The organism is Fibrobacter sp. UWCM (genome assembly GCF_900129735.1).
Classification (GTDB): domain Bacteria; phylum Fibrobacterota; class Fibrobacteria; order Fibrobacterales; family Fibrobacteraceae; genus Fibrobacter.
In genome coordinates, this window is the sequence record NZ_FQWR01000011.1 from 100740 (window position 1) to 114744 (window position 14005).

General features: G+C 54.0%; 7 protein-coding genes. 4 read left to right on the forward strand and 3 right to left on the reverse strand.

Going from position 1 to position 14005, the window contains the following annotated elements:
• Window positions 1–119: 119 nt before the first annotated feature.
• The 4 genes from BUB22_RS09110 (at window position 120) to BUB22_RS09125 (ending at window position 10872) form a co-directional block, all read left to right on the forward strand.
• The gene (locus BUB22_RS09110) at window positions 120–2162 is read left to right on the forward strand and encodes a hybrid sensor histidine kinase/response regulator (protein WP_073114864.1); all 2043 of its coding nucleotides are present in this window, start codon (window positions 120–122) and stop codon (window positions 2160–2162) included.
• 28 nt (window positions 2163–2190) lie between these two features.
• On the forward strand, window positions 2191–5091 hold the full coding sequence (locus tag BUB22_RS09115) for an ATP-binding response regulator (protein ID WP_073114865.1): 2901 nt from the start codon (window positions 2191–2193) through the stop codon (window positions 5089–5091).
• 20 nt (window positions 5092–5111) lie between these two features.
• On the forward strand, window positions 5112–8252 hold the full coding sequence (locus BUB22_RS09120) for a response regulator (RefSeq protein WP_073114866.1): 3141 nt from the start codon (window positions 5112–5114) through the stop codon (window positions 8250–8252).
• 124 nt (window positions 8253–8376) lie between these two features.
• Window positions 8377–10872, forward strand: coding sequence for a TonB-dependent receptor plug domain-containing protein (locus BUB22_RS09125; protein ID WP_254794699.1), 2496 nt, complete (start codon window positions 8377–8379; stop codon window positions 10870–10872).
• Window positions 10873–10947: 75 nt separating this feature from the next.
• Here BUB22_RS09125 and BUB22_RS09130 read toward each other — a convergent pair whose 3' ends face one another.
• The 3 genes from BUB22_RS09130 to BUB22_RS09140 are packed head-to-tail and all read right to left on the reverse strand — an operon-like array spanning window position 10948 to window position 13564.
• Window positions 10948–11283, reverse strand: coding sequence for a hypothetical protein (locus tag BUB22_RS09130; protein WP_073114867.1), 336 nt, complete (start codon window positions 11281–11283; stop codon window positions 10948–10950).
• Window positions 11274–11612: a DUF5674 family protein gene (locus tag BUB22_RS09135; protein ID WP_072811734.1), complete on the reverse strand. Its 339-nt coding sequence runs from the start codon at window positions 11610–11612 to the stop codon at window positions 11274–11276. Before BUB22_RS09135 ends, BUB22_RS09130 begins: the two co-directional genes overlap by 10 nt.
• Before the next feature lie 47 nt (window positions 11613–11659).
• Entirely contained in the window at window positions 11660–13564 is a 1905-nt protein-coding gene (locus tag BUB22_RS09140; RefSeq protein WP_254794700.1) for a family 43 glycosylhydrolase, read from the reverse strand.
• Window positions 13565–14005 lie beyond the last annotated feature (441 nt).

Genomic DNA, 14005 nt, shown 5'->3' on the forward strand with positions numbered 1-14005 from the left:
AAAACTCCTTTTATCCGTGAATAAATATATGTAAAAAGAAATAAAAAGGTATCGGATTGTGCGACAAAGCAATTTTTTTAGATATCTTTAAAACAGAATTACCAGAATACGAGGTCCCCATGTTCGGTCGACACCTTCCCCTGAGCGAGCAGGCATTGCAAGTTATTGAGCAGATCGGCGAAGACATGCCGGGCGGCTTTTTCATTTACAAGGCAACTGGCAACGAGGAACTGCTGTACGCAAACAAGGCCGTGTTCAAGATTTTCGGCTGCGAGACGCTCGAAGAGTTCAAGCAGCTTACGGGCTATACCTTCAAGGGGATGCTCTACCCGGACGACTACGAGAAGGTCTCCGGCTCCATTGTGGACCAGATCGAAAAGAGCCAAGGCAACCTGGACTACGTGGAATACCGAATTGTCCGCAAGGACGGCAAGATACGCTGGCTCGACGACTACGGCCATTACGTGAACTCCGATGTGTACGGCGGGCTTTTCTACGTGTTCATTTCGGACATTACCGAAAAGCGCGTGCAGATGGAGGCGGACAAGGCTGTATTTACTGCGGTCATCGATGCGTTGAGCCGCGCGTACTACGCCGTATGGCTCATCAACGACATTGCGACCGGGAGTTTCTCGCTGTTCCGTGCCGATACATCCGAAGGCAGCATCCACGCGAGGCCCACCAACGAGGCTCTGGAACTGCTCACCTACGAAGACGCCAAGGCGAACTACATCAACAACTATGTTGCCCCGTCGGACAGGGAGCGCCTGGAAAAGGAACTGACGCTTGAAAACATTGTGGCGAACACCACGAGCAAGAAGGTTTTCGGCGTAGGGTTCAAGCGCATCGTCGGGAGCGAAGAACGGTACTACCGCATCGAGTTTGCGCAGGTGCAGCTCCCCAATGGCAAGACCGGTATTGTGGCGGGTTTCAAGGACGTGGACGAGGATGTGCGCAAGGACCAGGAAATACAGCAGGTGCTGCGCGACGCCATTGAAACGGCAAACGCCACCAGCAAGGCCAAAAGCGACTTCCTTTCGAGCATGAGCCACGACATCCGTACGCCCATGAACGGGATTATCGGCATGACGGCAATCGCGACCGCCCACCTGGACGACCGGGAACGCGTGGAAGACTGCCTCAAGAAAATTTCGGAAGCTTCGAGCCACCTGCTTTCGCTCATCAACGAGGTGCTCGACATGAACAAGATCGAGTCGGGCAAGGTGGAACTGAACGAGGAAAATTTCAATCTCTCGGAACTCGTGGATACGCTGCTTGCGATGACCAAGGCGCAGCTCGAGAGCCACCACCACACCCTGAAGCTTGACGTTGCGGACGTGGTTCACGAAAACGTCATCGGCGACAGCCACCGCATCCAGCAGGTGTTCGTGAACTTGATGAGCAATGCCATCAAGTACACTCCCGATGGCGGGACCATCTCGCTCACGGTGGCGGAAAGGCCCACCAACGCCCATGGTGTCGCCTGCTACGAATTTGTCTTTGAAGACAACGGCATCGGCATGACGGAGGATTTCCAGAAGCACCTGTTCGAACCGTTCACGCGTGCAAACGACAAGAAGACGGCCGCAATTCAGGGAACGGGTCTGGGCATGACCATCACGCAGAGCCTTGTGCGCATGATGGGTGGCGACATCCAAGTGAAAAGCAAGCCCGGGGAGGGATCGCGGTTTGCCGTCACCATCTACCTCAAGTTTTTGGACGTGCAGAATGCGGAAGCCCACAAGGAAGACCCGCTCAAGAATCTGGAAGACCTCAAGTTCGAGGGCAAGCGCATCTTGCTGGTGGAAGACCACCCGGTCAATGCGGAAATTGCGAAGAACGTGCTGCAGATGACTGGGCTCGAAATAGAATGGGTCATGGATGGCGCAGCGGCCGTGGAACGGATGGCGGACAGTAGCGAGGGTGAATTCGACCTGGTATTCATGGACATCCAGATGCCCAACATGGATGGCTACCAGGCGACTGCGGCCATCAGGGCCATGACGACCTATGCAAGGAGAATCCCCATCGTGGCGATGACCGCGAACGCCTTTGCCGACGATATCCGCAAGGCGAAGGAAGTCGGCATGAACGACCATATCTCCAAGCCGATAGATTTCAAGGAACTTGCGAAAATTTTGCAGAAGTGGATAAGGGTGTAGCGTTATGTTGTCTGAAAAATACAAAAAATTGTCCGTTTTGAGCGCGTGGGCGCTCTCCTTCGGTTGTGCCGTAGGCTGGGGCGCATTCGTGATGCCCGCGACAACGCTCCTGCCGATTGCGGGCCCCCTGGGAACAGTTATCGCCCTTGTGCTTGGCGCCGTGCTGATGGGTGTTGTCGCCTACAATTTCCACATCATGATGAAGCGCATTCCCGGCACGGGGAGCGTATTCTCCTTTACCAAGCAGCTTTTCGGCTACGACCATTCCTTCCTTTGCACCTGGGCCACGGCCCTTGCGTACCTGGCGGTATTGTGGGCCAATATGTCGGCCTTTGTGCTGTTTATCCGTTTCTTGTTCGGACCCGTATTGCAAAGGGGCTTCAGTTATACCATCATAGGCTACGAGGTCTGGGCAGGCGAGCTGTTTACCACGCTTGCAATTATACTTCTGTTCGGGTTCATCAGTTGCAGGAACACCAACGTGCTGCGCCTGGTGAATACGGTGCTTGCCCTCATATTCTTTGGCGGTGTGGTCGGCCTGTTTGCAATTATTGCCTGCAAGGGCGGGATTGATTTCTCGGATATGGGCCCGGCCTTTGCGACGGCGGGAGTCGCGAAGGACCATTCCCCCCTGATGCAGATCGTGAACGTGCTGGTGCTTGCCCCCTGGGCATTTGTAGGCTTTGGCGTGGTGAGCTTTGCCTCTTCCACCTATGACTTCAAGCCGAAATACGGTTTCGCCATCATGGTGGCGGCTCTTGCAACCGGAGCGATTGTCTACGCCCTCATAGCTCTTCTTTCGGTTTCGGTGACCCCCGCGAATTTTGGCGACTGGGAAACCTATTTTGCCAACCTGCAAAACTTCAAGGGAATCGATGCCGTCCCGGTATTCCACGCCGTTTTCAAGACCCTCGGCAACGGCGGCCTTATTGTGCTCGCCATAACCATCACGGCGGCCATTTCCACGAGCCTTCTTGGGCTTTACCGAACAATCGGGCGCATGTTCCTGAGCCTCGCCGAAGATTCCGTGATGCCGTCCTGGTTCGGGCATATCAACCGTCACGGCGCCACCAACTACGGCATTATCTACGTGATGCTCCTTTCCTGCATTATTCCGTTCTTCGGGAGAACGGCCATCGGCTGGATTGTGGACATCACCTCCATCAGTGCATCTATCATTTATCTGTATGTTTCTGCGGGGATAGTGAAAATTGCCCGCAGTGAAACCGGCAGACAAAAGACAGTGCTGAACTTTACAGGAATCCTGGGTGTCGTAATATCCGCCTTCTTCTTTTTCTTCCCGCTTACGCCGACGCTTTGGAACATGAATACCATCGCTACGGAATCCTTCATGATTCTGATGGCGTGGAGCATTGTGGGGTTCGTCGTTTACAGGGCCGTGTTCATGCGCGACCAGGAGAACCGTTTCGGCAAGTCGGCCATCATGTGGGTGACCATGCTGTTCATATTGCTGTTCTCGGCGGTGATGTGGGAACGCCAGGTCACCAACGACGAGGCCGAGAAAGTCATTGTGCATATCAGCGAGTTCCATACGGATCTGCATAAAAAGATGCATATTCCCATGACCGAAGCCCAGGTGGTACAGGAAAAGGACTTCATGGAAGAGCAGATGGACCTTGTCCGTGATTCCCAGCTGAAGAACAACCTGGTAGAAACTCTCTTCATCGTCCTGTGCATTTTCATCGTGGTGAACATCTACCGCACGCAGCAGCAACGTGAACAGAAACTGGACCACGAAAAGCATATTGCCGAGGAGTCCAACAAGGCAAAGACCATATTCCTTTCGAACATGAGTCACGACCTGCGCACGCCCATGAATGCCATTATCGGCTACACCAACCTGGCGCGCAAACCGGAGGCGACCCCCGAGCAAATCCAGAAATACCTGACCAAGATTGATTCTTCGAACATGTACCTGATGGCCCTCATCAACGATATGCTCGAAATGAGCCGCATCGAAATCGGGAAGATGGAACTGGAAGAGCGGCCCACCGACCTGCGGAAAATGATGGATGAAATCCGCGACATGTTCGAGGCGCAGATGGTGGGCAAGAACATTGCCTTTGCCGTGAAATACGACGGCCTCAGGAACCCGGTGGTGCTCTGCGACAGGAACCGCATGAACCGCGTGATTCTGAACCTGGTCAGCAACGCATTCAAGTTTACTTCGGAAGGCGGGCACGTTTCCGTGACTCTCGCCGAAAAGGAATGCATCGAAGAGGGCAAGGCCGCGTTCGAAATCCGCGTCAAGGACGACGGTATCGGCATTTCGCCCGAGTTTGCAGACCGCGTGTTCGATGCCTTCGAGCGGGAGCGCGTCTCTACCATCAGCGGAGTGCAGGGTACGGGCCTCGGGCTTGCAATCGCAAAGAATGTCGTGACACTGATGGGCGGGACCATTAGGTTCGAATCGAAGGTCGGTGAAGGGACGGAATTCTTCATGAATGTGGTACTGAAGACAGCCGCTGGCACGGAGGTTCCCGAAAGCGGCGAGCGCAATACCTCCATCGCAGCCAAGGCGGATTTCACGAACATGCGGCTGTTGCTGGTAGAAGACATGGAAGTGAACCGCGAACTTGCAAAAATCATTCTCGAAAGTCTCGGGTTCAAGGTCGAGATGGCGGTAAACGGCAAGCAGGCGGTCGATATGGTGGAGAAGAACCCCGCCGGTTACTACAACGGGATTGTCATGGATATCCAGATGCCCGTGATGGACGGCTGCGAAGCGAGTCGCCAGATTCGAGCGCTCTCCGACAAGAAGAAGGCGGAAGTTCCCATTATCGCCATGACCGCGAATGCCTTTGGCGATGACCTCAAGAAGTCGAAAGAAGCCGGCATGAACGCTCACCTGGCAAAGCCCATCGATGTCGGCATGCTCACGGAAACACTTGCGCAGTGGGTACGGTAAAGTTTTAACAGGACAATGTTATGGAAACGAAAAAAAGAATCGGGATTGTAAGTATCGCCACTATCGTGGCCCCCATCATCGTTATCATCCTTGTGCTGGGGACAATCTTCACGGGGCGCCATGCGAGCGGAGATACGGAAAAGGCCGTGCGCAACGTAACGCTCCTCTTTATGAACGAACTCGCGAACCGCCGCGAACAGGTGGTGGCGTCGAAATTGAACGGCTATATCAACGACCTAGATGTGGCCGTGGGCCTGCTTTCAAAAGAAGACCTCGCAAGTACTGCAAGCTTGCAGAGCTACCAGCTCCGCATGAAGCAACTGTACGGTCTAGAAAAGTTCGCCTTCGTGGACACTACGGGTCTCATCTACACATCCCGCGGTACGCGCACCGACATTGATCTCTATAATTTCGATTACAGGACCCTGGCAAAATCCGAAATTTCATTAAAGAAAAACAGTGAAGAAAAGAAGACTGTTGTCATTGCCGTGCCTGTGGACCGTCTTGCCTTTAATGGTCGGGTTTTGGTCGTGTGCTTCATGGAAATCGACATGAACCGCATGCTGGAAGGTATTTCGCTGGAATCCGACCGGCAGGGAATTACATTTTGCAACATCTACTCGAAGGCAGGCAATTCGCTTACGAACCTGGTGCTAGGTGGGCTTGCGAGCGGCGACAATCTGCTTGCCGCCATGGAAAAAGCCGGATTCGAAAAAGGCTTCTCCATGGAAAAGATGCGCTCCGACTTCGCGAACCACGAGGCGGGCGTCGTTTCCTTCGAGTATAACGGCATCCGTGAAACCATGTACTATGTTCCCATCCATTCTACGGACTGGATGCTGACCTACCTTATCCGCGAAAGCGTCATCTCCGAGCAAATCGGTTCCATTTCGGAAGACATTTTGGAACGCAGCCTTCTGCTATCCGGGATTATCGCACTAGTGCTCTTGACCGTGTTCTTGTTCCTCTTCATGCAAATCAGGCGTACCTCTCAACTCAAGTTAGAAAAAGAGGTAGCCGATGCCGAAAGCCGCATCAAGCAGGAAAAACTGGAAGAACAGCTTGCGCTCCAGCAGAAGTTAGTTGAAGAAGAACGCAAGAGGAACGAACAGCGTAACATGATTACCGCGCTTGCGTCAGATTACCGTAGCGTCTACTACCTGAACCTGGATACCGGAATGGCGATATGCTACCGCAAGGACGGCTCCGTTCCGGTACCTTTCAAGGAAGGGGACAAAATCGGCTACCTGGAAAGTTTCAAAACCTATGCCGAAAAGTTTGTCGCACCGGAATCTCGCGAAAAGTTCCTCGCCTTTATACAGCCCGAAAACGTGCGCGCGGGTGTCGCGAAGAACAAGATCTATACCTTGCGCTACCTAGCAAACCATGGCGGCAAGGAGAGTTACGAAATGCTGCGCATGGCGGGCGTGCACAATGCCGGCGACGCCCCGGATGCACCGCTCCGCATTGTAGGTTTCGGATTTTCCGATATCGACGAGGAAATGCGCGATTCCCTTGCCAAGAACCAGGCGCTTTCCGATGCGCTCAAGACGGCAGAAGAGGCGAGCAAGGCGAAGACCATATTCCTCTCCAACATGAGCCACGAAATCCGCACGCCCATGAACGCGATTATCGGCCTCGACAGCCTTGCGCTGCACGAACCCGAGATTTCGTCGAAGACGCGCGGCTACCTGGAAAAGATCGGCTCCTCCGCAGAACACCTGCTGAGCCTCATCAACGAGATTCTGGACATGAGCCGTATCGAGAGCGGCCGCACGAAGATCAATAGCGAAGAATTCTCGTTCCCCAAGCTTTTGGAGCAGGTGAACACTATCATCGACGACCAGAGCCGCACCAAGGGCCTAAACTATTCGTGCCATGTGGCGGGCAGCCTGGACGACTACTACGTCGGCGACGTCACCAAGATTCGCCAGATTCTCATCAACATCCTGGGCAATGCGGTCAAGTTCACCCCGAAGGGCGGAAACATCGACCTCAACGTGGAAAAGATTGCTGCGTTCGACAACAAGTCCACGCTCGTCTTCAAGATTAGCGATACCGGTATCGGCATCAGCAAGGAATTCCTGCCCAAGATTTTCGACACGTTCACCCAGGAAAACGCCACCACGGCTTTCGAGTACGGCAGCAGTGGCCTCGGCATGGCGATTACCAAGGGTATCGTCGACATGATGAACGGCAAGATCGATGTGGAAAGCGAAAAGGGCAAGGGGACCACGTTCTGCGTGACGCTCACCCTCAACGACAGCATGCGCAAGCAGGCGACCGACGACGAAATCGAAATCCACCCGAGCGAAATGAGCGTGCTTGTGGTGGACGACGACGAGATTGCCCTGGGGCACGCGAAACTCGTGCTCGGCAAGGCGGGAATCCTCACCGACACGGTGCTTACGGGCAAGGAAGCGGTGGAGATGGCGAAACTCCGCCACGCGAGACGCGAGCCCTACAACCTGATTGTGGTTGACTGGCAGATGCCCGAGATGAACGGCATCGAGACGGCGCGCGAAATCCGCAAGGTGACCGGCGACGAGTCCGCCATTATCATATTGACGGCCTACAACTGGGACGACATCCTGGACGAGGCCCTGGCAGCCGGCGTGGACTGCTTCATTTCTAAGCCCTTGTTCTCGGGAATCCTGCTGGACGAATTCAAGAACGCCCTCCGGCGCAAGAAGGAACACACCTCGCTTGCGAAGAACAAGGTGGAACTTGCCGGAAAGCGGGTTCTCCTTGCCGAAGACATGGAAGTCAACGCGCAGATCATGATGGAAGTGCTGAAGATGCGGGACTTGCAGGTGGAACTGGCCGTAAACGGTCGCAAGGCCCTGGAAATGTTCCGCGACCATCCCGAAAGTTATTACGATGCCATCCTTATGGATGTGCGCATGCCCGAAATGGACGGCCTGGAAGCGACAGCCGCCATCCGCAAGCTGGATCGCGATGACGCCAAGAAGGTTCCCATTATTGCGCTCACGGCAAACGCCTTCGACGAAGACGTGCAGCGGAGCCTGCAGGTGGGCATGAATGCGCACCTTTCCAAACCCATCAATCCGGACCACCTTTACCAAACTCTTGAAGAAATGATCTGGACGGCAGAAAATAGGAAGTGTTTATTCCCGGAATATAATAAGAAACGCCTGTAATTAGGCTCACAGGCCATGCTATGCCTAATGAGAACATTAAAGTGACACTTTTCGTGCCTTCGGGTGTTTAAATGGCAAATGGGCTTTTCCATTTGCTATTTTTGGATGAAACGCGGGAACTTTTTTGAAATTTTGTATTAGTATCATCGCCTTGTTGCTCACGACCGCCGCCTTCGCGCAGTCTGTTCCCGGCTCTACAGCCGCAGATTCCGCGCAGGTCGCGGGAATCGTCTTCAACGGCGTGGTGCGCGACGCTTCCTTCGCCGCGGGCGAAAAGCTGAACGTGGAAATTCTCGAATCGGGCGAGGCTATCCAGACTGTCGTGGGCGAGCCCTTCCGCGCAATCCTCCCGGAAGATACGCTCTGGAACGTTTGTGTCACCAATTCCGATACTGCAGGCGCCGAGAAGGAAAAGTGCTACGAACTTGTCTACACCGGGAGCGAGCGCAGTTTCTCGCAGGCACTCGGCGACGGGTTTGCGGAGGATTCAGTCAAGGTTGGTGAGCCTGCCGAACCAACCATAGATTCGGTACCGTCCCTTCGACAGGCTCAGGGACCTGAAACGGCGTCGCCCCCGGATTCCGCACAGTCTAAGGACGTCGATGTCGATGCGCTCCTTGCCGCAGGCGATAAGGAAAAGAAGACCGAACTCAAGAAGGTCGTGGTGCAGTTGCGCAAGCGCCCCAAGCGCAAGCCGGGCGAATCGGTGGTTTCCGCGAAGTCCATCAAGCGCATGCCGGGCCTCGCTGAGGCCGACGTCATCAAGAGTATCCAGGCGCTCCCGGGCGTAGTCGCGAGTTCCGATTTCAGTTCCAAGATTTACGTGCGCGGCGGCGCTGCCGACCAGAACCTGTTCCTGTTCGACAACGCGGTCGTGTATTCACCGGTGCATTTCTTCGGGCTGTTCAGCACGTTCCTTGTGGAAGGCATCGATGACGTACAGTTCTACAAGAGCGGGTTCCCGGCGCAGTACGGCAACCGCCTAAGTTCTGTGCTCAAGATGGACGGGCGCGCGGGCGGCCAGGATACTGTGGAGGAATGGTTCAGCAAGTCGAGCGTCAAGATAAGCACGTTCGCGGCGCAGCTCCATACCGAAGGCCACAAGGGCCCTGCACGCTGGGTGCTCGCGGGCCGCACGACCTACATCGGGTACATGCTCGACCTGTTCAATGCCATCGGGCTTCTGGACCTCGCGCTGGATTACGAGTTTACGGACTTGCAGGGTACGCTTATGTACAACATAACAGACGATACCCGCCTCAAGTTCAGTTTTTACGTGGGCAAGGACGAACTGAGTTTCGACCCGCTGTATATGGACTGGGGGAATGTCGCCATCCCGATTAACGTAATGCACCGCATCAACGGCGACTGGGACTACAACGCCACCCTCGCATATAGCCAGTTCTATCAGACCATGAAAATCAGCGACCTCATGTCTATCGAGATGTTCCTCTACACCTTCACGGGCAAGCAGTGGGTGAACTACCGCGGTATCGAGAACCACGTGCTTACCGCGGGCTACGAACTGGAATACGATTACGAGCATTACCGCGAGCAGATGTCGAATGCGAGCATTGTCGACATTCAGGAACCCTTCCACCACGTGGCCTACGTGCAGGATGCCTGGAAGATTTCTCCGGATTACCTGCTGCAATTCGGTATGCGTTTCAACTACCAGACCGGCGCGGAACATTTTGGCGTGGAACCGCGCGCATCGCTCACGGTAAACCTCGACGATACCAAGACGCTCGAGCTGTATGGCGGTTACTACCTGCAGTACCTGAACTCCATTATCTATACCGACCAGGAAACCCTCAACGAATTTTACTACCCGGCGACTACGACTACGAAGGGCAAGCATATTGACCCCGCCTCGTCGTGGCTGTTCGCGGTGGAATACAGCCAGCGCGAGATTCTCGAGGACTACGACGCGACCGTAGGTGTTTACTACAAGACGCAGAACAACCTGAATACCTTCATGGTGGAGGTTGACAGCAGCGACGAATCGCAATCGAAAGAGATGGTGATGGCGGATTACTTCGGGACGGCGGACGGTTACTCGTTCGGGTACGAACTTTCGCTGCGCAAGAATAAGGGCTGGTGGTTCGGAGGCATAAACTGGAGCCAGAGCATGAGCGTAATGCGCGCAAACGACGGAACCAAGGCGTATTTCCCGAGTTGGCACCAGCCGTACGCACTCAAGCTGGATTTGGGAATCAACTGGAAGGGTGACGAGGATGCGCTCTGGAAGCACGAGAAAAAGGGCAGGTACTTCCGTTCTTCGCTTGCGCTCAAGTATTCCTCGGGTATGCCCATCAGCGAGTACAAGGGCTATTACTACCGCAAGGAAATCGGGAGCCAGGAGTATTCAGACAAGATAACGGTGCTGCCCGGGAGCCGCAATGCGGGCCGCCAGACGGACTACTTCCGCATTGACGTGAAGGCCATCGACATCGGTCGCGAAGGCAAGTGGAACTTCAGCTGGACCATCATCAACCTGACCGATCACGACAACATGTTCTTCAGTTTCTACGATACGAGCAAGAACCCGCCCGAAAAGACTTCCATTTCGCAGTTCCCCTTCTTGCCCATCATGCTGAACTACGAATATTACTTCTAGTCCTAAACACACACATCATCAGTTCTCCTTTCCCCAATACATCCAAACCTAAAATCCATCAACTCAAGTGAAGTGTCAGGGTTTTGCACAAGGGAAAAACATATCGAAATCGCGCTGTATTTGCTCCCCGGTGGATCTGTAGAAATTATCCCCAAGGTAGTAGTCACAGACGGTTTCTCTCATCCGCGTAAATTCTTTGAGACTATGCTTACCACGCTGAGCCTCAATCGTAAGGTCGATTAGTTCCAGTGCCCTAAAAATAGCCCTTTCAACTTGGTTCTGGTTTCCTTTAGCCTTCCAACGGTTCGCACGCGAAATCTCGCTGCCGATATTCAGCATCTGCATCGACAATGGCATTTCTGCCCATCGTCCCGCTGCAAGTTCCTTATGTTGAGCATTCTCTACTTGCATAAGGAATAGATTATATTCTTGATTTTTTCTTGGGTGGCAGGGTTTTCGACGCCACGGCTACGATTACCCTGATTAGGACGAATATTAATCAACGAATCAAATTCAAGGAAGTCTTCCCCTTCCATTTCTGGATAAAGGTTGAAGCCCCAAAGATCTCCTTGTTTGGACCCTTCTTGCAAAAGAAGGGTTTCCAAGTCGGCATGCATTTCCGCGTCCAAAGCAATTTTTCTTTTGGAAATATCAACAACGCCCTTGACCATATCGCCAAAGTAATGTGTCTGCAGTTCCAACAGAATTTTCTTGTCAAACGGTTCAGAATAGATTACCATACAACACAATTATAACAATAAAAGATTTGGTTCGTCGGTAAAAGACTTTAGAACATCACCCTGTAGCGGATAAGTTTCTCGTGACGGCGACCCTTCAAGTCGCGGTAGCCCTTGCCCAGCGCACGCACGTTACCCGCGCGGAGGGCTCGTCCGTTGCGACCATCGATCCGGCGGATTGCAGTCGTCGTATCCTTCACGCCTTCGTCGAACTTGATGTTTCCGAGAAGCGTTTCGCCGCCTAGGCCTTCCGCCGTCAGGTAGAAGTCCTGCACGCCCTTGAGTTCCGGCAGGTTGGAGCAGCGCACGTCAATCCACTTGCTCGCGTCACCCGCCGAGGGTAACTCGCACTTGGAAATCACGTCGCCCTTCTTGCTATCCTTGCGGATGTTCAGCGTGCCGCCGGCGCCATTCTTCACCTGCACAAGCACGCCCGGGCCCACGATGGAATCAGTAATCACGTTCTCGAAAATCGCATAGCCGCCATCCTTGATGGCGAACTCATCATCAGCCGTCAAACGCACGCGGATGCCGTTGTCAAAGCCGTTCGCGGGAATCGTGTCGCGGATAATGCGCAAGAAGTCGAGGCGGTCGAGTTCCGCATAGTGCTTGCCCTTCGTAATTTCGATGAAGTTCGAGCCGCGCTTGAGTTTTGCAGGGATGTACACCACCGACTTCTCGGGGAATGCGCTCCACGCGCCCGTCAGCGGCAGCGCCACTTCCTGGTTCTTGCCATTGATGCTCACGAAGTGCGAACTTCCGTTCGCGCCGTCTTCGGTCCAGTTGTTGTCGTAGCGGTAGCGAATCAGGTAATCGCCTGCCTGCGGGATAATCATCGGCAGGCGAATCTTGCTGTCTTCGTAGTTGATGTAGGCGCAGAACTCGCCGTTCGATGCATCGGAACTGCTCGAAATATCCACGTGCGTCAAGGCGCCATGTTCCGCCTCGGCACTCAGGTAACGCCCGAGGAAGGGCTGCCCCAGTTCCGGCCAGCCGTCGTCGGTGTAGACGATGTCGCGAACTTGTATGTAAGAATTTCCGCCGTCGTTCTTGTCGTAGTAATGGTTCACGAAACGCTGGCGGTTCACGTCCTGGAACGCCTCGCCGCCCGCAGGCCCGTAGTAGCGCCCATAACGGCTCAGCAGAATCGTGCCGCCGCCATCCAGCAACGCCTTGCCATTGCGGTCCACGTACCCGCCGTCGATGCGGTTGGAGCGCCCCACCGTCGTCTTGTAGGAATTATTCTCGAGGTCGGCACCCTTCTTGCAGCAGTTATCCCACGCCGTAAACAGGTAGTAGTAACCATCGTGCTCGATGAGGCTTGCGCCCTCGATTCCCGAGCCGCCACGGTTCGCGATGTTGGTCATCTTCGCGCCGTCTTTCACCTTGCCTGTCGATTCGTCAAGTTCCAGAATGTGGATGCCCGTGCCCCACGAACCGAACGCCATCCAGACCTTGCCATCGTTGTCCTTCAGTACCGCCGCGTCAATCGCGTTGTAGGCGTCGCTCTTGACCGTGTGAATCACCTCGCCCTGGTCTGTCCAGCCGTAGCCGGGCTTGGTCGGGTCGATTTCCTTGCTCGACATGAATCCCATGCCCGATGAACGGATGCCCATCTCGGAGCCGCAATAGTACATGCGGTATTCCCCGCCGATGTAATGAATGTCCGGCGCCCAAATGTCAATCATGTTCGGCGCGTACTTGTAAAGCCACTTCGAAAATTCCGGCATGGCGGGCTCGCCGTTCTTCCAGTTCAGTGCGTCTTCGGAGAACTGCATGAGCATGTGGTTGTCCGTCGTGGCAAGCGCATAGCCGTCTTCGTAACGGATGATGTCCGGGTCATGCCCCGCCCAGCGCGTCTCCTTCGCGTACCAGTCGGCCGCAAAAGCCGAACAAGCCAAAGTAAGTATCGCCGCAGTCGTTACGACATACGCCTTGCCAATCCCGAATTTCATTTTTCCTCGCTTTACCCATACACCACTCTCTAAATTTATACTCCCCTAAGCCTTTCGTCAACCACCCAACAATCCAATACCATTGATTTTTTCACAACAAAAAATGGCCCAAAAGTCAAGAATCTATCCAATTTTTCTGTTTTTTTCAGCGTCAAACCGCTTGCGAACCCGCATAAAATAAGGTATATTCAGAAAGTAGGTCTTATAGGGGCTCTTTATGAGCCGAGGTAAAACAAAAAACTATTGACTTTCTCAAATTTTTTTACTAGATTTCTTAAAAGAAACAAGGAAAGGACAATGGCTGAACGAATTCAAGTATCGCTACCGCCGGAACTGACGCCGCTTATCGACGAAATCAGGGAAGTGCGGGCGGCAAACATCGAGCCCACAACCAACACGGCAATCGTCATCGACGCGGTCAAGGAATACCACAGGAAGAGA

Bases quoted from the DNA above. Each gene is read 5' to 3' on its own strand.
- BUB22_RS09110 (WP_073114864.1), top strand. From the start codon at position 120: ATGTTCGGTCGACACCTTCCCCTGAGCGAGCAGGCATTGCAAGTTATT.
- BUB22_RS09120 (WP_073114866.1), top strand. From the start codon at position 5,112: ATGGAAACGAAAAAAAGAATCGGGATTGTAAGTATCGCCACTATCGTG.
- BUB22_RS09130 (WP_073114867.1), bottom strand. From the start codon at position 11,283: ATGCAAGTAGAGAATGCTCAACATAAGGAACTTGCAGCGGGACGATGG.
- BUB22_RS09135 (WP_072811734.1), bottom strand. From the start codon at position 11,612: ATGGTAATCTATTCTGAACCGTTTGACAAGAAAATTCTGTTGGAACTG.
- BUB22_RS09140 (WP_254794700.1), bottom strand. From the start codon at position 13,564: ATGAAATTCGGGATTGGCAAGGCGTATGTCGTAACGACTGCGGCGATA.